Consider the following 21,024-nt stretch of genomic DNA (forward strand, 5'->3'; position numbering starts at 1 on the left):
TATTTTTCCCCCTTTTAAAATATATATTTTTATATATATAACGAAGAATGCTATTACAAATTATATTAGCCCGATGCAAGGAAATAGACATGGCTAATAATGTAATAGCAGTTGATCATTACATATTTACAACATTTTATAATAAATTGTAACAATATACAATAAACATGTTCAAAAACATTGAAAAAATATAAGAAATTAAATTAGAAGGATTTTAATTATCAATTTCACATTATTTAACTGTTAAAAAAATGAAATTGATAACAAAAAATAAGTCGAACGTAGCAGATTGATAACTTAGGAAAAATAAGGAATATATAAAGGCGCTAAATAAAAACTAGTTTGTTGTTAAGCGTTTTTATAATATAATATATAGGGTTAGCTTAATAATAATTCTCATTATTTAAATACTTAATTATGATTAATGATTAAAATGAGAAATAAATTTAGCCAAAAACCTTAATTACTACTTATGCAGTAAAAATTTATTGGGAAAGGTGATGAGAATGATAGAAATTCTACAATTATTAGGAAATGCAATAATAGAGACAATTTGTTTAACAGGAGTAATTATATTAATAGGCTTTTTGCTTGGTATATTAAGAAATAATTCATTAAAAAATTTTCAAAGAAGTTTTGGAAGCAAGGCAATGATGATAACAGGTTTTATTGGAGTACCAATACATGAACTTAGTCATGCTCTTTTAGCCATAGTATTTGGACATAAGATAAAGGAAATAAAGCTTCTTCAAAAGCCAGATAGTAATGGAGTAATGGGTTATGTAAATCACTCTTTTAATAAAAATAATTTATATCATCAAGTGGGAAATTTTTTCATAGGAATAGCTCCAATTTTTGGAGGAGGACTTTCAATTATTGCACTTATGTATTTTATAATACCAGGAGCATATAATCAGTATTTACATATTTTAATTAAAAATTTGCAGGTTAAGTCTTTTAATAAAACAATAGTGAAAGGAATTTTAACATCTTATGGTGAATTGATAAAGACTATTTTTTCAGCACAAAATTTTAAAAATCCATGGTTTTATTTATTCTTATTTTTATCAATCTGCATAGCTTCACATATATCCTTAAGCCACGCAGACATAAAAGGAGCTTCAAAAGGACTTGGAATAATGTTTTTGATATTGTTAGTTTTAAATGTTTTTGATATAGCCCAATTTATTACTGCAATTGATGTAATGAAGTATAATATTTTTATAACAGGAATCCTGCTAATAGCAGTTATTCTATCAGTTGTAACATTTATGCTAAGTTTGTTTTTTGTGTTGATTAAGCAACGATAATTTAATTAGATATAAAAAAGATTGTGTTAGTAAGACAAACGAGTGCCATAAACGGAATAAACAGTAAGATTAAAACAAACATTATATAAAAAACTGCTTGGTGACAAGAAACCAAGCAGTTTTTTATAGTTATTATGCAAGAAGATAATTTTATTAATATAGTACTAATGTAAATACCTTCTTGTATAGAGTAGTTAAGGCAAAAATTGTATTGTGCCGGCAATTTCATTAATATGATTTATATCAGCCCAGATAACTAAATAAGAATAAAAGTTACCATTGATATTTACTGGTTTTGGATACTTTACTACTAATTCAGCTTGTTTTGAGAAGGAAGATGATTGATCTTGTGATGGCATAATAAGTCTAGCATCTTGACCTTGTATGGTTAACTTTGTTATTTTAGGGTACCTTCCGAAGGGATATAGGTCATGGCTAGCATCATTTTTAGCAACCTGATCTATACTTAAGTTTTTTCCATCAGTAGCTCCAACTTGGAAAAAACCGTTGTCTCCTTCATAACGTTCATTATACCTAGGGTCGAATTTCCATGTAGGATCATATTTTAATGAAATATCATATATTTGGTTTTCATAATTTTTTAGACTAGCTGCCTGTACGCTTGTTGGCATTGCTTTTTTTGAACAACCAGCAAAGCAAATAAAAAGCATAACTGTGGCAAATAATAATATTAACTTTTTCAACACACTAACCTCCATTTACAAGAAATAAGTCACAATATATGGAATTGTCTGAATAATTAATATTGTACCATATATTAGAATATCTTTGAAATACATTTTTTATATCTAAATTTTTGAAGTTTTAAAGTTTGTTTAAATAAATTTAATAGATATTTCAATAAATAAACCTCATTATTGCTTAATGCACTTTTTAGTAATGTGAACTATTACTTTAGAATTTATATAATTATAAATTTATATAGTAAGTTTAGTATGCAAACTTATTATATAAATTAATCATAAACATTTTAGTTAAATAAATATTTGTAAACAACTTCTACTGTACAGTCAATGATTCTTTCACGTTCAATATTAAGCTTAGTAAAAACTATACGATCAACAGTAGAAGACATAACATCGTTTAGAACAATAGCAGCTGCCTCAAAATCCGTAATATTCATTTCTTCTTTAAAAGGTTCAAATTCACGCATTATTCTTGATTGTATTTCTAGGTCATGTTCTTCATGTAAGGCTGCAACTTCAGGAATAGAATGTTGTAAGGCTTGCAACTCTAAATTAAATTCTTTTGTTTCCTCATGAAGTTTTATTAACATTTCAATACATCCTCTGATCCATGCTCTTTTGTCCTGCTTGGCAATTTCTATGTTTTTCTCATTGCTTAAGCTACTAATTCTATCAGCGAAGCTTTGATGATAGTCATCTAGTATTTCGATTAAAATCATGTCCTTGTTTTTAAAGTATGAATAAAGTGAGCCAATAGGTACACCTGATTCTCTCGCAATTTCGTTAGTGGTGGTTTTATGAAAACCATTATTGCAGAAAAGTTTCAAGGCAGTATCTAATATCTTTCTCTTAGTTTCAATGCTTCTAGCTTGTTTTGGTTTTCTTATAGAATCTGTATCGTTACTTTTTTTATTTTCAATTTTATTATTAGGGTTATCTATTATTTCATCTTTAATCATTTTATTTCCTACCTTTTTATCACTGTAATATCCATATTTTAAGATGTTTTTATAGAATTGTCAAATAAATATGAGCTTTTACTCATATTAATATTGACAAAGATTTCTAGCAGGAATATAATTCAATCATAACATGAGTGATTGCTCATATTTAAAGAGGAGATGTATTAAATTATGGATAGAACAGAACAGTTAAGAACACAATCAATTAGCAAATTAATTTTCAACCTTTCAGCTCCAGCTATATTTGCCTTTATGGTAAGTACGTTGAATATAGCACTGGATAGAATATTTATAGGAAAGGCTGTGGGTACAGAGGCTTTGGCCGCAGTATCTGTAGCAATGGGAATTCAACTACTTCTTCAAGCTTTTTCTCAAATTATTGCAGGAGGAGCATCTGCAGCTATAGCAATAGAACTTGGAAAAAATAATAAAGAAAAAGCAGAGAAGATGATTGGAAATGCCTACACGCTGTCAATTATTATGAGTATTATATTGACAGTACTTGGATGTATATTTTTAAAACCAATTCTAACTCTTTATGGAGCAACTGACGAAAGTATGCAGTATGCTATGCCTTATACCTTAGTTATGTTTATAGCTACAATGTTTTTTATAAATAACCAAGTGTTAAATAATATTATTAGAGGAATGGGATATTCGAAGAAAGCAACTTATAACTTTTTAACCAGCATAGGAATTCACGCTATGTTAGATATAGTTTTCTTATTTGGACTTCATTTAGGAATAAAGGGTGCAGCTATGGCATGTTCAATTGGTTACCTAGTTTCAAATATAATAGCTATTAGATTCTTAACAAGCAATAAGACTGTAGCAAAGTTACATCGTTCATATATGAGGATTGATAAGTCTATAGCAAAAACAATAATTTCAGTAGGAGTTCCTGCATTCATTATGCAAATAACTATCAGCATTATTTCTATGGTATTTAATCGTGTGTCAAATCAATATGGTGGAAGTATAGGTCAAGCTTCCTATGGCGTTATATACACACTTTTGATGATGGTATATATGCCAATCATTGGTCTTAGCCAAGGAATTCAATCAATTGTAGGAGTAAACTTTGGAGCTAAACAAAATAAGCGTGTAAAAGAAACCTTGATAAAAAGCTTAAAATATGCAACTGTTTTTTCATTAGTTATGTTTGGTTTTATGGAGATATTCAGCCATTCACTAGCTCTTTTATTTGGAGGAGCGCAAGATGTTGCTCTTGTTAATATGACAACAAATGGGATGCGTGTTATAGGGTTGAGTATTCCTTTTGTAGGGTTTCAAATGATAAGCGCTAGATATTTTCAGTTTATAGGAAAATCAAAACAGTCAGGCATATTATCAGGATTGAGACAATGCATTTTATTGGTACCACTTGCAGTAATATTACCTATTTTCTTTGGAATGACAGGTGTGTTTGGTTCCTTTGTAGTATCTGATTTATTATCATTAATTCTTACTGTATTTTGGATGTTAAAAGAATTCAGAAACCTTGATATTCAAATTGATCAAGAGGAATTAGGGTTAGCTCAAGCACAATAAAAAAATATCTTTAGAAAATCAAGTGTGAAGCGTTAAAAATCTTAAGCAAATCTTAAGATTTATAAGCGATGATAGATAGGAAATTTATGCTATAATATGCACATATTCGAATAATATCATTCTAAGTATGATAGGAAAGTAGGGATGTGCATGAAGATATATTATTTAGTTTCAATAATATTTTTTTTAATGGGATTAGTTTTAATAATAGCTCCACCAAATAGAAATAACGGAATTGGCTATAAGTCTCCATTTGCTATGAAGAATGAAGACACTTGGAAGGAAGCCAATACATTTGCAGGTATAATGGCCATATGTGGATCAATTATAGCATCTGCAATTTCGTTTATTCTAACTGAACTATTCAAATCTAATCAAGATTTCATCAGTAAAATATGCGCCCTCAGTACTGCAATAATTATTATTGTATTTGTATTTTATACAGAGGTACACCTTAGAAGAATATTTGATAAAGAAGGAAATAGAAAATAAATGATGAATGACTTGAAAATGTGATTTGTGAAGAAAAGTGTTGTACTAAAGTTAAAAGGATATAAAAAATAAACAAGAATATAGTATATTTAATTTAGCATAGATTATACTTATTAATATTAAGATAAAGCATATGAAAATAAATAACAAGTCCAAATAGACTAGCAGATGGACTTATTTATTTTTTGAAGATGCCTAAAAAGGGAGATGAACTTATGTATTCACACGAGATTGATTATAAGATTTATGGAGATGACATGCAATTTGTAGAAATTGAACTTGACCCAAGAGAAACTGTGGTTGCAGAAGCAGGAGCCATGATGATGATGGACCCTAACATGCAAATGGAAACTATATTTGGTGATGGATCAAATCAGAAATCTAACGGATTTATGGATAAGCTTTTTTCAGCAGGGAAAAGAGTGCTTACAGGAGAAAGTTTGTTCATGACTGCTTTTACAAATTCAGGAGTTGTTAAGGAAAAGATATCTTTTGCAGCGCCATATCCAGGAAAAATAATTCCTATAGATTTAAGAATGTACCAAGGAAAGCTGATTTGCCAAAAAGATGCCTTTCTATGTGCGGCTAAGGGAGTGTCAATAGGAATAGATTTTAGAAAGAAATTAAGTGTAGGTTTCTTCGGTGGTGAAGGGTTCATCCTTGAAAAACTTGAAGGTGATGGATTAGCGTTTATCCATGCTTGTGGTGCCATAGTAAAGAGAGATTTGAGACCAGGTGAAATATTAAGAGTTGATACAGGCTGCTTAGTTGCAATGACAAAGGATGTACATTATGATATTCAATTTGTAGGTGGAATTAAAAACACATTCTTTGGTGGGGAAGGCGTATTCTTCGCCACAGTAACAGGCCCAGGATCTGTTTGGGTTCAAAGCTTACCATTTAGTAGATTAGCAGGTCGTGTATTTGCTGCAGCACCAAATGCAGGTGGGCGTAGCAAAGAAGAAGGAAGCGTGCTTGGGTTGTTTGGAAATCTAATTGATGGTGATAACTAGATAAAGTCATAAGCCGGCATTTTATTTTATAGGATAAGATGCTGGTTTTGTTATTAAAGATAAATAATGTATACGTATTACAATATTTATGATAATATAAATGTTATTAAATTGTATATAATTAGTATTTTTGTGTTATGGAAAATTAGTATAGTACTATAAAACAAATACTATTGGATGGGAAAAGGGGGAGAATTTATATGAAACATTGTATTAACTGTAAAAAGGATAGTCCAGATGATGCGACTGAATGTATTCATTGTGGTACATATCTTTTAGATTGCTCCGAGGGAGAAACGAATTACAAAAACCAAGAGTATGGTAAAATTCGTGGAATACTAATTATTGTGGCAATAGGAAGAATTTTAGCACCATTGATAATGCTTTTTTCGCTTAAAAGTTTCTATGATGCACTTTTTACTCAATCAGGCTTAGAGCTTATAGAAAAGATTTCAACAATAGGACATGCTCCTGATTTTAAAGCCTACATAACATTTGATTTCTATGAGTGTGCTATAATAATTTTATTAGACCTTATTGTATTATATCTATTCTTTAGAAAGAAAAAGATATTTCCAAAAGTAATGATAGCTTTTTGTGTGGTAATGTTGCTTGAGGCAATATTTAAGGATACGATGTTAAGTTCAATTTTTAGCTTAGGTTCAACATTAAGGGGTGAAAATAAAGCACTAGTTGCACCTTTGATATCAGCTATAATTTGGATACCATATTTTACACGTTCAGAACGTGTAAAAAATACATTTGTGAATTAGAATTACTAAGGGAGGCTTATGTCAATAAAGCTCCCTTAGTTTTTTTATTTTCTCTTTAGTTTATGGAATTATTTTGCATATAAGTATGGGCTAATGCAATTATAAAAATATGTATAGAACTGTTCCAGCTAAATGTTGTTAGAAAAATGTCGAATTTTTGTAACTTGTCCACCAACATTCTTATGGAATAGTTCTACATATACTATATATGTGAATATTTTTCACGTAGGAGGCCAAAAATGCAAAATAGAAAGGTTATCTTAATCACAGGAGCAAGCTCTGGAATAGGGTATGCAACTGCAAAACTACTATTAGAAGAGAAACATATTGTATATTGTACAGCTAGAAGAGTAGATAAAATGCAAGAACTACAAAAGCTTGGAGGAAAGGTTCTTTATGTAGATGTAACAGATGAAAAAACATTAAAACAAGCAGTACAGATTATAATTGGAACTGAAAATAGAATTGATGTGGTATTTGCAAACTCGGGATATGGTTGTACTGGAGCCTTAGAAACTGTTGATATAGAAGATGCAAAAGCAGAATTCGATGTTAACTTATTTGGAGTTGCAAGAACAATTAAAGCTGTTATGCCGCAGATGAGAAAACAAGGTTATGGGCATATTATTGTAACTTCTTCTTTGGCAGGTATAGTTTCTACACCTATAATGCCTTATTACCCTGCTTCAAAACAAGCATTGGAAGGTATGATTGATGGGTTCAGGATGGAAACAGAGAAGTTTGGAATTAAAGTGGTAAAAATACAACCTTATTTTGTAGATACATCATTTATAATACCAGCAATGCAAACTCTCTCTAAAGCAGCCACATCAGAAAGTGCAACAGCATATAAAGAACAAATTGCAGCTTTTAAGAAAAACTTTACAAAGCTAATTACTAGTTCACAGCAAGCAGTAAAGGTAGCGAAAATTGTATCAAGGATAATTTCTACAAAAAATCCTAAAAGGCAGTATTCTGTAGGGATTCGATGTACATTGCTAAAAATAGTAAAAAGAACACTAGGAAATTGGGCAGTAGATAAAATAATGATTAAGAGATTTTTAGATAAATAAATCAGAAGTATTTTAAGTGAAGAAATGTTTGCTTTTTTAGATAAATCAAGATTAATTAGAAATAGAATTTCACATAGATATAAAGAATCAACACATGAAGAACTATTGGAACACATACTTAAATACAAAGATGATTTTGAAGAGGTTGTTTGCATAGTTAAGGGATATTTGGATAATAAATAAAATAACTTTATAAAGGAGAAAGAGATGTTGGAATACCCAATATCTCTTAAATTTTAACCTTTATTTCATTATTTTGTTACAACTTTTCAATATAATTAGACTGTAGAAGATCCAATGCTTACCAGGGCTAATTAGAGGAGAGTTATTTATGAAATTCAATAAAATATTAAAGTTAACTATACCAATACTTGCAGTTACCACATTTTTTATGGTGTGTGACTCTAATAGGATGAATATATCAGATAGAAATAATAAGCAGGGATTATGTGCTTATGGTACTCCTTTTAAAATGTCAGCTGTTGCGAAAACTAAATTTCAAAATAAGAATTTTAATATAACAGATTATGGAGCAAAATCAGATGGGACGACTGAAAATACTACTGCTTTTGCAGAAGCAATTTCACAATGCAATAAGGCTGGTGGAGGAAGAGTAGTAGTTCCAGCTGGGAATTGGCTCACAGGGCCTATTAAGTTGAAAAGCAATGTAAACTTATATTTACAGGATGATGCTACAGTCATTTTTAGCAAAGATCTTAATGATTATAAAAAGGCAGATACAAAAAAATCATCTGCAGACGAATTTGAGAATTTTATTTCAGGAGAAAATTTAAATAACATAGCCATAACAGGCAATGGTGTATTCAATGGGAATGGAGATAATTGGCGACCAGTGAAGAAGGTAAAGGTTACAGATATTGTATGGAACTCTTTTGTTGACAAAGGTGCAGTTATAGATAGTACTGGAACTTTGCTGTGGCCAAGTAAAGACGTTAAGGATATAAAACGTCCCAATCTATTAAAATTAAATGATTGTAAGACTGTTTTAATAGATGGCCCTACTTTTAAAAATTCCCCACAATTTAATGTGGATGTAACCTCTAGTGAAAATGTAATTATTCAAAATGCCGAGGTTAATAATCAAAATTGGGCTCAGAATACAGATGGAATTGACATAACTTCTTGTAAAAATGTAATGATGAATAATGATACTATTAATACAGGGGATGATGGTATTTGTATGAAGTCTAATTTATCAAATAAATCAAAGGGAAATGAACCGACTTTAGAGAATGTGGTTATTGAGAATTGTACAGTTAATTATGCCCATGGTGGATTTGTAATTGGAAGCAATACATACGGTGGTATGAAGAATATTTATGTACACAACTGTACTTATGCTGGGACAGAGGCAGGTTTAAGATTTAAAAGTGATATTGGAGATGGTGGAGATGTTCAAGAGGTATATATTGATAAGGTAAATATGAAGGATATAGTTACAGACGCCATTGTTTTTGATACCAATTATGAAGGTAAGAGTACTGCCAATAAAGCAAATGTAAAAGTTCCTAATTTCCATAACATTTATATATCAAATATATCTTGCGATGGGGCAAAAGAAGCCGCGGATATTAAGGGACTTACATCAATGCCAGTCAGCAATCTATATTTAAAGAATATAAACATAAAGTCCATTAACGGTTTTATAGCAGAGAATACATCCAATGTAAATTTAGATAATGTCAAAGTTGTTCCTTCACAAGGGAAGGCATTCACTTTTAAAAACAGTATGGGATATAAATTTGCTTAAAGTTATAAAACTTAATGAAATTTGTTTATTTTAATTCTAATAAGCTAATGATATTAAAAAGTATCATTAGCTTATGTTATAATACTTGATATAAATTAAATAGAAATGTAGGAGAACAAATGAAAAGATTTAAAAAATTATATATAGAGATTACTAATGTATGCAACCTATCCTGTGATTTTTGTCCACAAACTAAGAGAAAGCCTGAGTACATGAAAATAGAAATGTTTGACAGGATATTAAATCAGATAAAACCTTATACAGATTATATATACCTTCATGTAAAGGGGGAACCACTTCTTCATCCAGAGATAGATAAGTTTTTGGACTTGAGCAATGAGAAGGGTTTTAAAGTTAACATAACAACAAATGGAACCCTTATAGAAAAAGCCAAAGAAAAGATAATCAACAAGCCTAGCCTTAGACAAATGAATTTTTCCTTACATAGCTTTGATGCAAATAGTAAATACAATAGCAAAGGGGAATATATAAATAATATTCTTTCCTTTGTAAAAGAGACCAGGAAGAATAATCTTATAATCTCGTTAAGACTTTGGAATTTAGATCAGGATAATTCAATTAATTTAGAAAACAAAAGGAACTATGAAGTACTTGATTTAATTGAAAAAGAGTTTAATCTAACCTATAAAATTGAAGAAAAAGTTACTCCAGGCAGTGGTGTTAAAATTGATAATAACGTGTATTTAAATCAAGATCATATATTTCAGTGGCCTGACTTAAAAGAACAGGAAGATGATGGCATTGGTTTTTGCCATGGGCTCAGAAGTCAGATTGCCATATTAGTAGATGGAACTGTGGTGCCTTGCTGTCTTGATGGGGAAGGCGTAATTAACCTTGGTAATATAAATAATAAAGATTTCTCGGAAATATTAGCAGATGAGAGAGCACAAAATATTTTTGAAGGCTTCTCAAACAGGCAGGCAGTTGAGGAATTATGCAGAAAATGCGGTTATAGAAGAAAGTTTGGAAATTAATAACTTAAGATTTCGTAAGAAATTCTTATAAATCCTGTAAGCTCTACCTTTTACAATAAGAGTATGATATTGGAAAGGAAGTAGAGGATATGAAGAAAGGATTTAAAAAGATTAAGGTATTTAGTATAATAGTAATTATAATTTGTATATTTTGGTATGCAATAGGAAGTACAATTCTAAAATCAAGGAATATAAAGATTAATGGATTTAGTATTGGTTTAGATGACGACAAAGCAGGGATACAAGCAGCTAATGTTAGTGTAAGACCAGAGTTACTATTAGTTAATAGAGAGCATTGTTTAAGTGAAGATTACATACCCAAAGGTTTGAAAATTCCTAATATACCATTTTCAAAGACAGCAGAAAATGAAGAAAAGCATGTGGCAACACTTATTGTGAACCCATTAGAAACTTTGGTGGGTGCAGCTAGATCAGAAGGAATAATATTACTTGGTAATTCAGGGTACAGATCTTATGAATCTCAAGAGAGAACTTATAATAATAGAATCAAATCTCAAGGTCAAAAGCTTGCCGATGAATATGTAGCTAAACCAGGGCTTAGTGAGCACCAAACAGGATTATGTATCGACCTTACTAATAAAGCTGGATATTTTTTAGGCTCAAAAGAAGCAAGATGGCTTGCAGCAAATTGCTATAGATTTGGCTTTATCATAAGATACCCTGCTGAAAAGAAAAGTATAACAGGAACAGAATATGAACCTTGGCATATTAGATATGTTGGAAAGAAAGCTGCTAAGTATATTCATGATAATGGACTTACATTGGAAGAATACTTGGAAAAATAATAGAATAAAGTATCTGAAAGTAAATAGGTTCATTATCTAGTTTATTTGGACTTGCTATTTATTTTCACATGCTTAAATTTGGAGGAAAAATGAATAATAATATTCTTGTAGTAGATGATGAAAAAGAAATAAGAGATTTGTTAGAGATAAATCTTAAAAATGAAGGCTATAATGTATTTAAGGCAAGTTGTGGAGAAGAGTGTTTATCAATATTAGATAAAGAAGATATTAATTTGATAGTCTTAGATATAATGATGCCAGGTATGGATGGGATAAAAGTCTGTGAGAAAGTAAGGGAAAAATACAATATGCCAATCCTTATGCTCAGTGCAAAAGGTGAGGATATGGATAAAATACAAGGTATTATGACTGGTGCAGATGATTATGTATGCAAGCCTTTTAATCACTTAGAACTTACAGTTAGGATAAGAGCACTGCTTAGAAGAGCCTATTTCCTAAATGCTAAAATGCAGGTTTCAGAGGATACAATAAGAATAGAATCAATGGTTATAGATAAGAAGAGACACAAGGTAATGATAGATTATAATGAAGTGGATTTAACAGCAAGAGAATTTGAGATTTTATATTTATTAGCTAGCAATAGAGGACGAGTTTTCAATGCAGAAGAAATCTTTGAAAGAGTATGGCAAGAACAATACTACCAATCAAATAATACTGTTATGGTGCATATGAGCAGACTTAGGGACAAGCTAGAACAACATATGGAGGGGAATAAGATAATTCACACTATATGGGGAGTTGGTTATAAAATTGAAAAATAAAAGATTACTTAAATATTTTTTAGGCTCCATAGGAGATATATTAATTGCTTTGCTCTTAACTTATGCAACATTGTTTTTAAGTAAAAAGTTCATGGATTACTTATATAGAGAACATGAAAATCGAATCATTGCCTATTTGTGGGAACTTTGGAGAAACGTTAAGTACAAGATTCTTAAAGACCCTAACACTATAATCATTGGGCTATTGATATTTTTTATGTTCTATTTGCTTGTAACTTATAGAAAAGCAAAGAGTTTCGTATCCATTATAAATGAAACTGAACTCATGGCAAATGGTGACTTAGACAGAATTATACATGTTAATTCAAATAGCAATATCAACAGTTTAGCAGAAAATATAAATAATATATCAAAGCAATTTAAAAATTTGACCATACAAGAAAGAAACGCACAAAAAACCAAAAATGATTTAATAACTAATGTTTCTCATGACTTAAGGACTCCGTTAACCTCTATAATGGGTTATCTAGAAATTATAGATACTGATAAATATAAAGATGAGGTAGAACTTAGATATTATACCAATATAGCGTATGAAAAATCTAAGAGTTTAAATTTGCTTATAAATGATTTGTTTGAACTTACTAAAATGCAAAACAACACTATAAATATAGAAAAGACAGATATTAATTTGGTAGAGCTGTTAGGACAAGTGGTTGCATATTTTGAATATCAATTTAAGAGTGCGGATATGAGATCAAGAACTAATTTTTCAAATGATAAGTTGATAATAAATGCAGATGGTGGAAAACTAGTAAGAGCGTTTGAAAATTTACTATCCAATGCAATTAAGTATGGGCAAGATGGATATTATGTTGATGTGGTAACAAAGCGTGAAGGTAAGATGGCAGTAGTTCAAGTTGTTAATTACGGGCAATCAATACCAGCAGTTCATTTGCCATACATATTTGATAGAATGTACAGGACAGATCAATCAAGAAACAGTAAAATAGCTGGTTCAGGGCTAGGTCTTGCTATAACAAAAAACATAATTGAATTACATGAAGGAACCATAGCAGCATATAGTGATGATGAGAAAACTATATTTGAAGTAAGATTACCTGTTAAACCATCAATTATTACACCATACTTAAAAGAGTAGTTAGGCATCTTAAAAAATGTTATTTATTTTCAGATGACTTATGATAGTGTAAAGAGAGTGTTATTCAAATATTTCTCAATTTATTGCAGAGTTCTAATTGTATAGTGTATAATGAAAAAAATGTACAAAAGTCTACATTTTCAAAATATATACTCGATTTTGGAGGACTAGTAATGAATATTTTTTCTTATATACTTTTAGTAGTAGGAATTTTAATGGTACTATTGGGTTTAATAGTTTGGAAAAAGCAAAAGTTATCTTTAATTAGTGGCTATAATAGCAGGAATGTAAAAGAAGAGGATATAAAAGATTATACAGAAGCCATGGGGAAGGGATATGTTATGCTTGGAGTCACAATGTTAATAATGGTAGTATTTGAGTTAATCAATGTGAGTCAGTACGGCATTATAATATGGATATTGGGATTTTGTATAAGCTTGACTAAGATTACAAGAACTCAAAAGAAATATGGAACAGGAATATGGAATTAATGGAGCTCTTAATATGAGCTCCATTAATATTAAGAAAAGTTTGCCTTTAAGAAATTAATTATTTCTCTGACTGATTCTTCATAATTTAAGAAGTAATGGCCCTCTAAGTTAAGGGGAATATGGCTTATATTTTCTTTAGTTTTGCTGTTTTCAACTAGAATATTACTCATTTTTTTACTTGGCCAGTAGGCATCATTTTCAGCAGATAAGAGTAATATCTTTCCTGTGTAGTTGTCCATATTTATTAATGCCTTTTCATCATAATATCTTTCTATTGAATTCTCATAGCATTTACAGAATTTTTTATTGGCTGCATTTCTTAGTGCTTCTTCATCGATGTGGAATCGAATGTATGGCAATGGTTCATTGTTCCAAGACCATGAAGATTTAGGTTCTGCTTTGCCCATATCTTGAAGTTTTTCAGGGAGTCCTTGCCAAACATAACAGCTAGCAACACAAGCGATAGTAAGTGCAGAATTTAGCTGGTTTGCTAGTAGTAGGGCGGCTTCTCCACCTTTAGATTGTCCAATAACAGCTATCTTGTTATCAGAAATATTGTATTCTTCTTTTACTATAGTGATAGCATTCTTAAAATATTCTATTGGAACATTCTCTAAGGATTTTGAAATTTCTCCTACGCCAAAGTATGCAAGTAGTAGGACATTATAATTTGGGATTAAATAATTCATCAAGTCATCACTTAAAGGTGCTGGAAGACCAGGTCTACTTCCACCTATAAGAACAACTAGAGGTTTTCCTTCATTTTCGTAAAAATCACCGTAAATTTCTTTTAATCTATACTCTTTCATAATAACATCTCCTATAAATTTATTTTTTACTTAAGAAATTTTTCATAATCTGATGTAAGCACTTCATTGATGCATTGAGTTATTTCTTCATCTTTAAAGTCAATGTTCATAGCTCTAAGATGATAAGTACATAAGGTGAAAATTGTATCCTTCAAATCACTTGTAAGTTTTTCGTCAATCCAGTAGGTTATAACGCCAAAAATACTTTGAGTAAGCAAAACTGAAGTTACATCAACATCCTGTATATTAGCAGAATCACACTCTTTTAAATGTAGTAATATCTTTCGTAGAAAAGCATTTGTTTTGTCTAGAACTTCCCATCGTTTCTTCTCAAATAGTTCGTTGATTCCCATTGATTTTACTAAGAGTACTTTTGATAGTTCTTTATTTTTCACATAAGTCCAAACTGCAGAGGTCATAGACAAGGTGAATTTTTTTGCATTGCTATCATCTGGATTCATAGAAGCATCTGAAGCAAGCTTTAAAGTCATATCTAAAATCTCTATATAAATTTGTTCTAACACTTCTTCTTTAGTAGTGAAGTAAGAGTAGAAAGAACCTACAGATATAGATGCTTCATCAGTAATATTCTTTATGGATGTATCAAGGTATCCCTTCTCAGCAAAAACCTTTGCTGCTGCATCAAGGATAGCTTTTTTCTTTAAAAGTTTCTTATTTTCTAATTTATTTGTACACGTATCTTTCATAATAATTCTCCTAACAATGAAATTGAATTCAAATTCAATTTCATTATATGTGTTATTTTTCCACATGTCAATGTTATTTATCCGATAGCTAGCATCCGTAACACTCCAACCTTATATGAAACTCCTCTTCCTAAAGTCAGATGAGTGCTCACAGAGTAAGCGACCATCATCAAATCATAGATTTGATATGTCTGCTTAACCGATTCACACTAAATCTATTTTAATGAAGTTAACTAATTCATAGTTAACTAAGTTCAAGTAACCAAATCATAGATTTGGACTTTCACTTATTTGCTTAAGTTGGAGATAACGGCTGCACACTCTTGGACGAGGTACCCCTTGAGGGTGTAAGTTCAACTAAGATTCAGATGGGATACACCACACCTGAATCAAGTTTCACTTGATAAAAAGTGGAAGTGAAAAATAATGTGGGATAAACTTGACGACAGTCTTTGATACTGACTTTAATTTTGTAAGTGAAGCGTATATAATTAAAATAGTAATTGGTATAATATAGAAAAGGAAACGGACAAGTGGGGGTAAATAGGTATGAAAGAGAATAAGGAAAATTGGAACGCAATATATTCATCTATAAAAGAAAAGAAACCAGTTTATGATTTATGGCTTGATAGATATAAAGATATTTTAGACAAATCAAAAGAGCAACCTATAATTGATTTGGGCTGTGGAGCTGGGGGAAGTAGCTTGTATTTAACAGAGAGAGGGTATAAGGTTATCGCATGTGATAATTCAGAAGAAGCAATAAATATAGTTAATAATTTTCTTCCACAAGTAAAAACAATTCAAATGGATATTTCAAAAACGTTACCTTTTGAAGAGGAAAGCATAGAAGTAATAATAGCAGAGTTATCTCTTCATTATTTTAGTGAAGAAACAACTAAGAATATAATCAAAGAAATAAAAAGAGTTTTAAAACCTGGTGGACATTTAATTGGAAGAGTTAATTCTATAAATGACATGAATTATGGAGCTGGAAGTGAGGAGGAAATAGAAAAGAATTTCTATTTGACTAAGGCTGGATATAAGAGATTTTTTGGTGAGGAAGATATAGGTTACTACTTTAGAGATTTTATCATTGAAGTTTGTGAGGAAAAAAGCATTATGAGATATGGTAATGAGAAAAGAGCTCTTGAATTTGTTGTTAGAAAGTTATAATATTACTCCCTTACGAGGAACACCTGGAAAAATGTAATATAATTATAAGTGTTGGATTTATTATTATGTTAATTCTTTTTGAAGTACCATTTGGTGCTTTTGGTGGAGTGATCATTTGGAACAAATACGAAAGACTTTATTTAGAAAATATAAAACAATAGAAAGTACAGAGGTAACTTAGAATATGAATAGTAATGTAATGATGATAATTATAGGGGTATCTATACTAATAATTTTAGTGAGCATTATAAGTCAATTAAGAAATGATATGATGCGTATGAAAATAACTTTGGACAAGATTGCTAAGAAAGTTGGAGTACCAGATATAATAACAAAAGAAGTAAAAGATGAGTTATTAACTCTTATTTCAGAAGGAAAGAAGATTCAAGCTATAAAAACATATAGAATGCTTACTGGAATTGGTTTGAAAGAAGCCAAAGAATATATTGATGAAATAAGTATAGATGTTAATGATAAATAATAATAAATATTAATTAAAAATATTTATTATTTACTATTGAAAGCGACTATAAAAAAGAATTATAATTATAAAAAGATTATTTTAAGAAAGAGAGATGATTATAATGTCTTATTTATTTGTAGAATACCCAAAATGCACAACTTGCAAGCGTGCAAAAAAATGGTTAGATGATAATGGAGTCAATTATGAGGATAGACATATAGTAGAGAACAATCCAACAGAGGAAGAACTTCAAGAGTGGATAAAGAGAAGCGGACTTCCAATTAAAAAGTTTTTCAACACTAGTGGAATTTTGTATAAGGAAATGAATTTAAGTCAGCAGCTTAAAACACTTTCAGAAGAAGAGCAAGTTAAGCTTTTAGCTACAAATGGAATGTTAGTGAAACGTCCAATAGTAGTTGGAGAGGATTTTGTACTTGTAGGCTTTAGAGATGAAGCTTTGTGGGAAGAAAAATTAAAATAACTAAAATAAGAAAGTTGGAAGATTACTTGTGAAAATGACTAAAAGAGCCAGTAATAAAGAAAATTAAATAATTAATTAGTGAGCTTTAATTAAAGCTCACTATATTTTTGCTTTGTATACTTAGATCCTTCGTATTGGGAAAAAGATATATCCTTGTCCATCTTCAGGACAATTATAATCATGAGCTGCACCAGCAAGTTCTATATTGTTTTCTTTTAAATATTCTATAACTTCAGCAAATGTATTTTGATTTTCATTTTTGACATAAATGTATTCATAGGATGGAATCGTCCATTTCACCCAACCTTGTGGTGCTTGAGCATCATTCATAACTTCAACTCCTGCAAGGTAAAGTCCTTTTGTAAAATTATCTTCCCAAGGATTAAAGGAATGGGATAGATCAGACATTGCACCCCATATTCCAAGAAGAATTCCCTTCTCATCTTTCTTTGCTAGTGGTGCCACTTCTGCAAAATTAGAATTAGCGTCAGCCCATAATTTTTGAATAAACCCTTCACCGTCATTTGTGGAACCTTCTTTACCTATAACTGAAAAGGACTCTTTTATACACTTGTTTATTTTCATAACGAAACCTCCTATTATAATAGAAACTATGTTCGTATTTAATTATACATCATTTAATAAAATTATTGCAAATGATTTACAATGCTAAATTTTTTGATTAAAAATACTTTGCTTTGATGTTATAATTGAGTTAGTTGAAGATAATAATTTATATAAAGATATACAGAGCTATTGTGAATTAAATATTTGCGGAGGAGTATATAATTTTACTCATCCACATTTTTAAGGTGTTCATAGTAATGGCGAATAGCTTCATCAACAATGGTGTTTAAATAAACATTATCGTCTTTATGAATTGCTTTGATTTTGCTTAAGATTCTGACAGTGGAAGGTCTCAAGCTATAAGATCTCAGCATATCAAAAGCCTCTCCATCAACAGCAGGAGTTTTGCCATTAGGGTTAGCTTTTCCAACTCTGTGGTCTTCAATTTTCGTATCATCTATTATGGTTGTGTTGTTAGTAGTATTTATATCTGATGAAAGATTCATAGGAAAGGAAGTGTCCTTAGAAATATCAGTAGAAGCACTATTATCATCAAAGCAAAAAGATTGCAAGACTTTGCCTTTTGGTGTGCACTCATCATTATCAAAGTGGCAACATTCTTCTTCCTCATCATAGCAATTAATTACCATAATATCCTCTTCTTCTTTTCTTTTTTTTCTTGATTTTTTTGCATACATATCCATTTACAAGCCTCCTATAATTATTGTAATTCTATGATTCTTAGCACAGAATTATTTTTCTCTCAATTTATATATACGTGGCTATAAATATATTTACATAGAAAAACATAAAAAAATAAAAATATAAACCTATGTTTATAGAAAAATATATAAATATTTATAGTAAAAATCAGCATTTTGAGGAAAAAGTTTGTATTTTGAATGATTTTCTATTAAGATAAAAATGTAAGGTTATTTCGTGTTAAAAAGGAAAAAATTACAATGGTGAATAATATTTTTAATTTACATAGTGAATGTGGGGATGAAAATGAAAAAGTTTGAGTTAGATAAGAGAATGAAAAGTTTTTTAAAAGATTTCAATAGTTTTATAGAATACTTAGCTTTTAATGAAGTTACTGTGGGGAAAACAAATAATTTTATTTCACCAAAGTTTTTATTTGAAATTAATGAAGTTATGGAAATAAAACAGGAGGGTATAAAGCCTACAAGTACACAGGTAGCATATCCACTTATTCATCTGTTTCACAATTTATCAGTGAGTGGTAGATTGTTTGTAAGGAAAAGTATAAATGGTGGAAAAATAATTCTAAAGGCTACTGATAGGTTAAAGCTCTTTAATGATTTAAGTGAAGTTGAAAAATATATTACCCTAATAGAAATACTATGGGTGGATTGTGATTTTGAAAAAATAAGATATCAAACTCATGATTTTATAGATGTAAATTATACAATGAGAATTGTAGAAAATCTTTCTGTATCACCAGTAAATCAAAATATGCATGTGGATAAAAATCTAATTCCACTTAGTACTATAATATTATATTTATCTTATTTTGGTTTGATTGATGTAAAGGAAAATGAGCTTGAAGGAAAAGAAAAAAATGAAAGAGTATTCTTGTTAGGAGAAATTAAAGTAATCACAATGGGCTTAGAAATATTAAAGATATTAGATCAAAGGAGAAATATAGAAAACTGGAATCTCCCATATCTAAGAGAGCTAGGGGAGTGGAACGTAGAATTTATTGAGGAGTTCTATGTACCATTCAAGAAATTATTTAAGGATGGGGAATTGAATAAAACTTTACCAAGAAAAGCTGTTGAACTTAAGAATGGAATTTACACATTTAAGGTATCTCTAAATAAAAACATGTGGGCAAAAATAAGATTTAATGGGAATCATACACTACTAGATTTACATAACTATATTCAAGAAGCATTTAGTTTGGATAATGATAATATGTATTCTTTCTTTATGGATGGGGTGGCTTGGTCAAAAAATAAATTTACTTCTCCATATGATGATGAAGGTCCACATGTTGATGAAGCTAAAATAGGAGAGTTAGGTTTAGATGAAAAGCAAAGCTTCCTATACCTTTTTAATTATAGCAATCCATGGAGATTTGAGGTAGAGGTCGATGATATTGAAGAAACAGAGCTAAGATTGCTAAGACCACAGATTGTTGAAGCTAAGGGTAACTGAGTTAAGTAATATTAATACTTGACTAAGCTCTGAAGAAATGCTGAAAATATAGCCTATTGCATGGAAAGTCATGTTGACCTTCTTTGCAGTAGGCTTTTTGAATACTGCACATAATCTTTCTCTCTAATATGCTATGACTTATTATGCTTTTTTTGTTTTAGAAACCATTGAAAAAGCTCTGGTTCTTCATATGCTGAGGTACAGACTTCATGTCCTTTGTCTTCATAAACTTTAAAGATGATGTTTGGGTTATGTTCTTTTAAGCTTTCCACAATTCTTTTGGATTCCTCAAATGGAACAACTGTATCACTATCTCCATGAGCAACCCAAATAGGAAGTCCTTTTAAATGCAGAGCTTTCTTTGGAGATATTGCTCCGCCACTTATAGGAATTATTGCAGCAAATGTTTCTGGGTTGAGTATAGCAAAATTCCATGTACCATATCCACCAAGGCTATATCCAGTCAAGTATATTCTTTCATCATCAATGTTATAATCATTTTTTATTTTATTCAATAGATCTTTTAGCGCATTAAACTGCATTTCCCAGATCTCACCCTCAGGGCATTGTGGAGACACTACAATAAAGGGAAAATCATCGTTCTCTCTTAAAATCTTATGTATACCCCACCTTGTTACATTTTCAATATTATTCCCACGTTCACCTGAACCATGCAAGGAAAGAATTAAGGGCATTTTAATGTTTGGGCTATAACTTTTGGGCAAATAGACAAGATAATTTAGTGTTGAAGTAAGGTCTCTTTGAAGTTTAAAACTTTTATAACTCATTTC

24 protein-coding genes are annotated in these 21,024 nt (G+C 30.2%); 17 read left to right on the plus strand and 7 right to left on the minus strand.

The genetic code is table 11. The annotated features are described in order from the left end of the window. Positions 1-506: 506 nt before the first annotated feature. Positions 507-1,310 carry a hypothetical protein gene (locus OCU47_RS05940; RefSeq protein WP_261827676.1) on the plus strand — a complete coding sequence of 268 codons (804 nt, stop codon included), beginning with the start codon at positions 507-509 and terminating at the stop codon, positions 1,308-1,310. Between the two features lie 194 nt (positions 1,311-1,504). On the opposite strand, the gene OCU47_RS05945 is transcribed toward OCU47_RS05940, so the two are convergent. Beyond that, the gene (locus OCU47_RS05945) at positions 1,505-2,014 is read right to left on the minus strand and encodes a peptidase M56 (RefSeq protein WP_261827677.1); all 510 of its coding nucleotides are present in this window, start codon (positions 2,012-2,014) and stop codon (positions 1,505-1,507) included. 287 nt (positions 2,015-2,301) lie between these two features. Next, positions 2,302-2,976 (minus strand): TetR/AcrR family transcriptional regulator, encoded by a 675-nt coding sequence (locus OCU47_RS05950; protein WP_261827678.1) that lies wholly within the window; start codon positions 2,974-2,976, stop codon positions 2,302-2,304. A 174-nt stretch (positions 2,977-3,150) separates the two neighbouring features. Between OCU47_RS05950 and OCU47_RS05955 the strand changes: the two genes are divergently transcribed. The 12 genes from OCU47_RS05955 to OCU47_RS06010 all read left to right on the plus strand — a co-directional run bounded on the left by OCU47_RS05955 (position 3,151) and on the right by OCU47_RS06010 (position 13,849). Continuing rightward, on the plus strand, positions 3,151-4,530 hold the full coding sequence (locus OCU47_RS05955; protein ID WP_261827679.1) for an MATE family efflux transporter: 1,380 nt from the start codon (positions 3,151-3,153) through the stop codon (positions 4,528-4,530). A 150-nt stretch (positions 4,531-4,680) separates the two neighbouring features. Continuing rightward, positions 4,681-5,022 carry an SdpI family protein gene (locus tag OCU47_RS05960; protein WP_261827680.1) on the plus strand — a complete coding sequence of 114 codons (342 nt, stop codon included), beginning with the start codon at positions 4,681-4,683 and terminating at the stop codon, positions 5,020-5,022. A 215-nt stretch (positions 5,023-5,237) separates the two neighbouring features. Further along, a complete protein-coding gene (locus OCU47_RS05965; protein ID WP_261827681.1) occupies positions 5,238-6,035 on the plus strand; it encodes a TIGR00266 family protein in 798 nt (265 codons plus the stop codon). 200 nt (positions 6,036-6,235) lie between these two features. Then, the gene (locus tag OCU47_RS05970) at positions 6,236-6,808 is read left to right on the plus strand and encodes a DUF2569 domain-containing protein (RefSeq protein WP_261827682.1); all 573 of its coding nucleotides are present in this window, start codon (positions 6,236-6,238) and stop codon (positions 6,806-6,808) included. A 239-nt stretch (positions 6,809-7,047) separates the two neighbouring features. Further along, positions 7,048-7,881, plus strand: coding sequence for an SDR family NAD(P)-dependent oxidoreductase (locus OCU47_RS05975; RefSeq protein ID WP_261827683.1), 834 nt, complete (start codon positions 7,048-7,050; stop codon positions 7,879-7,881). 24 nt (positions 7,882-7,905) lie between these two features. Beyond that, a complete protein-coding gene (locus tag OCU47_RS05980) occupies positions 7,906-8,064 on the plus strand; it encodes a hypothetical protein (RefSeq protein WP_261827684.1) in 159 nt (52 codons plus the stop codon). Positions 8,065-8,212: 148 nt separating this feature from the next. Next, on the plus strand, positions 8,213-9,652 hold the full coding sequence (locus OCU47_RS05985) for a glycoside hydrolase family 28 protein (RefSeq protein ID WP_261827685.1): 1,440 nt from the start codon (positions 8,213-8,215) through the stop codon (positions 9,650-9,652). A gap of 119 nt (positions 9,653-9,771) precedes the next feature. After that, positions 9,772-10,647 (plus strand): radical SAM/SPASM domain-containing protein, encoded by an 876-nt coding sequence (locus tag OCU47_RS05990; protein WP_261827686.1) that lies wholly within the window; start codon positions 9,772-9,774, stop codon positions 10,645-10,647. A gap of 89 nt (positions 10,648-10,736) precedes the next feature. After that, complete coding sequence (locus OCU47_RS05995; RefSeq protein WP_261827687.1) at positions 10,737-11,453, plus strand: M15 family metallopeptidase; 717 nt, start codon at positions 10,737-10,739, stop codon at positions 11,451-11,453. Positions 11,454-11,542: 89 nt separating this feature from the next. Beyond that, complete coding sequence (locus OCU47_RS06000) at positions 11,543-12,235, plus strand: response regulator transcription factor (RefSeq protein ID WP_261827688.1); 693 nt, start codon at positions 11,543-11,545, stop codon at positions 12,233-12,235. Continuing rightward, on the plus strand, positions 12,225-13,358 hold the full coding sequence (locus tag OCU47_RS06005; protein WP_261827689.1) for a sensor histidine kinase: 1,134 nt from the start codon (positions 12,225-12,227) through the stop codon (positions 13,356-13,358). The genes OCU47_RS06000 and OCU47_RS06005 overlap by 11 nt, the downstream gene beginning before the upstream one ends. 173 nt (positions 13,359-13,531) lie before the next feature. Beyond that, on the plus strand, positions 13,532-13,849 hold the full coding sequence (locus OCU47_RS06010) for a DUF3784 domain-containing protein (RefSeq protein ID WP_261827690.1): 318 nt from the start codon (positions 13,532-13,534) through the stop codon (positions 13,847-13,849). Between the two features lie 29 nt (positions 13,850-13,878). On the opposite strand, the gene OCU47_RS06015 is transcribed toward OCU47_RS06010, so the two are convergent. After that, on the minus strand, positions 13,879-14,658 hold the full coding sequence (locus OCU47_RS06015) for an alpha/beta hydrolase family protein (protein WP_261827691.1): 780 nt from the start codon (positions 14,656-14,658) through the stop codon (positions 13,879-13,881). Positions 14,659-14,684: 26 nt separating this feature from the next. Next, positions 14,685-15,365: a TetR/AcrR family transcriptional regulator gene (locus OCU47_RS06020; RefSeq protein ID WP_261827692.1), complete on the minus strand. Its 681-nt coding sequence runs from the start codon at positions 15,363-15,365 to the stop codon at positions 14,685-14,687. Positions 15,366-15,914: 549 nt separating this feature from the next. Here OCU47_RS06020 and OCU47_RS06025 point away from each other — a divergent pair. The 3 genes from OCU47_RS06025 (at position 15,915) to OCU47_RS06035 (ending at position 17,485) form a co-directional block, all read left to right on the plus strand. Next, positions 15,915-16,541 carry a class I SAM-dependent methyltransferase gene (locus OCU47_RS06025; protein ID WP_261827693.1) on the plus strand — a complete coding sequence of 209 codons (627 nt, stop codon included), beginning with the start codon at positions 15,915-15,917 and terminating at the stop codon, positions 16,539-16,541. 184 nt (positions 16,542-16,725) lie between these two features. After that, on the plus strand, positions 16,726-17,022 hold the full coding sequence (locus tag OCU47_RS06030; protein ID WP_261827694.1) for a ribosomal protein L7/L12: 297 nt from the start codon (positions 16,726-16,728) through the stop codon (positions 17,020-17,022). Positions 17,023-17,125: 103 nt separating this feature from the next. Continuing rightward, positions 17,126-17,485 (plus strand): arsenate reductase family protein, encoded by a 360-nt coding sequence (locus tag OCU47_RS06035; RefSeq protein ID WP_261827695.1) that lies wholly within the window; start codon positions 17,126-17,128, stop codon positions 17,483-17,485. A 120-nt stretch (positions 17,486-17,605) separates the two neighbouring features. Here the strand turns inward: OCU47_RS06035 and OCU47_RS06040 are convergent, their stop codons facing one another. Next, positions 17,606-18,070 (minus strand): GyrI-like domain-containing protein, encoded by a 465-nt coding sequence (locus OCU47_RS06040; RefSeq protein ID WP_261827696.1) that lies wholly within the window; start codon positions 18,068-18,070, stop codon positions 17,606-17,608. A gap of 206 nt (positions 18,071-18,276) precedes the next feature. Further along, entirely contained in the window at positions 18,277-18,756 is a 480-nt protein-coding gene (locus OCU47_RS06045) for a hypothetical protein (protein WP_261827697.1), read from the minus strand. 304 nt (positions 18,757-19,060) lie between these two features. Here OCU47_RS06045 and OCU47_RS06050 point away from each other — a divergent pair, with 304 nt between their 5' ends. After that, on the plus strand, positions 19,061-20,233 hold the full coding sequence (locus OCU47_RS06050) for an IS1096 element passenger TnpR family protein (protein ID WP_261827698.1): 1,173 nt from the start codon (positions 19,061-19,063) through the stop codon (positions 20,231-20,233). 131 nt (positions 20,234-20,364) lie between these two features. On the opposite strand, the gene OCU47_RS06055 is transcribed toward OCU47_RS06050, so the two are convergent. Beyond that, entirely contained in the window at positions 20,365-21,021 is a 657-nt protein-coding gene (locus OCU47_RS06055) for a carboxylesterase family protein (protein ID WP_261827699.1), read from the minus strand. Positions 21,022-21,024 lie beyond the last annotated feature (3 nt).

Origin of the sequence: Clostridium sp. TW13 (assembly GCF_024345225.1) — a bacterium.
GTDB classification, from domain to species: Bacteria; Bacillota; Clostridia; order Clostridiales; family Clostridiaceae; genus Inconstantimicrobium; species Inconstantimicrobium mannanitabidum.

Bases quoted from the DNA above. Each gene is read 5' to 3' on its own strand.
- OCU47_RS05985 (WP_261827685.1), top strand. From the start codon at position 8,213: ATGAAATTCAATAAAATATTAAAGTTAACTATACCAATACTTGCAGTT.
- OCU47_RS05955 (WP_261827679.1), top strand. From the start codon at position 3,151: ATGGATAGAACAGAACAGTTAAGAACACAATCAATTAGCAAATTAATT.
- OCU47_RS05965 (WP_261827681.1), top strand. From the start codon at position 5,238: ATGTATTCACACGAGATTGATTATAAGATTTATGGAGATGACATGCAA.
- OCU47_RS06020 (WP_261827692.1), bottom strand. From the start codon at position 15,365: ATGAAAGATACGTGTACAAATAAATTAGAAAATAAGAAACTTTTAAAG.
- OCU47_RS05990 (WP_261827686.1), top strand. From the start codon at position 9,772: ATGAAAAGATTTAAAAAATTATATATAGAGATTACTAATGTATGCAAC.
- OCU47_RS05940 (WP_261827676.1), top strand. From the start codon at position 507: ATGATAGAAATTCTACAATTATTAGGAAATGCAATAATAGAGACAATT.
- OCU47_RS06040 (WP_261827696.1), bottom strand. From the start codon at position 18,070: ATGAAAATAAACAAGTGTATAAAAGAGTCCTTTTCAGTTATAGGTAAA.
- OCU47_RS06035 (WP_261827695.1), top strand. From the start codon at position 17,126: ATGTCTTATTTATTTGTAGAATACCCAAAATGCACAACTTGCAAGCGT.
- OCU47_RS06010 (WP_261827690.1), top strand. From the start codon at position 13,532: ATGAATATTTTTTCTTATATACTTTTAGTAGTAGGAATTTTAATGGTA.
- OCU47_RS06025 (WP_261827693.1), top strand. From the start codon at position 15,915: ATGAAAGAGAATAAGGAAAATTGGAACGCAATATATTCATCTATAAAA.
- OCU47_RS06030 (WP_261827694.1), top strand. From the start codon at position 16,726: ATGAATAGTAATGTAATGATGATAATTATAGGGGTATCTATACTAATA.
- OCU47_RS06050 (WP_261827698.1), top strand. From the start codon at position 19,061: ATGAAAAAGTTTGAGTTAGATAAGAGAATGAAAAGTTTTTTAAAAGAT.
- OCU47_RS06045 (WP_261827697.1), bottom strand. From the start codon at position 18,756: ATGGATATGTATGCAAAAAAATCAAGAAAAAAAAGAAAAGAAGAAGAG.
- OCU47_RS05980 (WP_261827684.1), top strand. From the start codon at position 7,906: ATGTTTGCTTTTTTAGATAAATCAAGATTAATTAGAAATAGAATTTCA.
- OCU47_RS05970 (WP_261827682.1), top strand. From the start codon at position 6,236: ATGAAACATTGTATTAACTGTAAAAAGGATAGTCCAGATGATGCGACT.
- OCU47_RS06055 (WP_261827699.1), bottom strand. From the start codon at position 21,021: ATGAGTTATAAAAGTTTTAAACTTCAAAGAGACCTTACTTCAACACTA.
- OCU47_RS05975 (WP_261827683.1), top strand. From the start codon at position 7,048: ATGCAAAATAGAAAGGTTATCTTAATCACAGGAGCAAGCTCTGGAATA.
- OCU47_RS05960 (WP_261827680.1), top strand. From the start codon at position 4,681: ATGAAGATATATTATTTAGTTTCAATAATATTTTTTTTAATGGGATTA.
- OCU47_RS05995 (WP_261827687.1), top strand. From the start codon at position 10,737: ATGAAGAAAGGATTTAAAAAGATTAAGGTATTTAGTATAATAGTAATT.
- OCU47_RS05950 (WP_261827678.1), bottom strand. From the start codon at position 2,976: ATGATTAAAGATGAAATAATAGATAACCCTAATAATAAAATTGAAAAT.
- OCU47_RS06015 (WP_261827691.1), bottom strand. From the start codon at position 14,658: ATGAAAGAGTATAGATTAAAAGAAATTTACGGTGATTTTTACGAAAAT.
- OCU47_RS06000 (WP_261827688.1), top strand. From the start codon at position 11,543: ATGAATAATAATATTCTTGTAGTAGATGATGAAAAAGAAATAAGAGAT.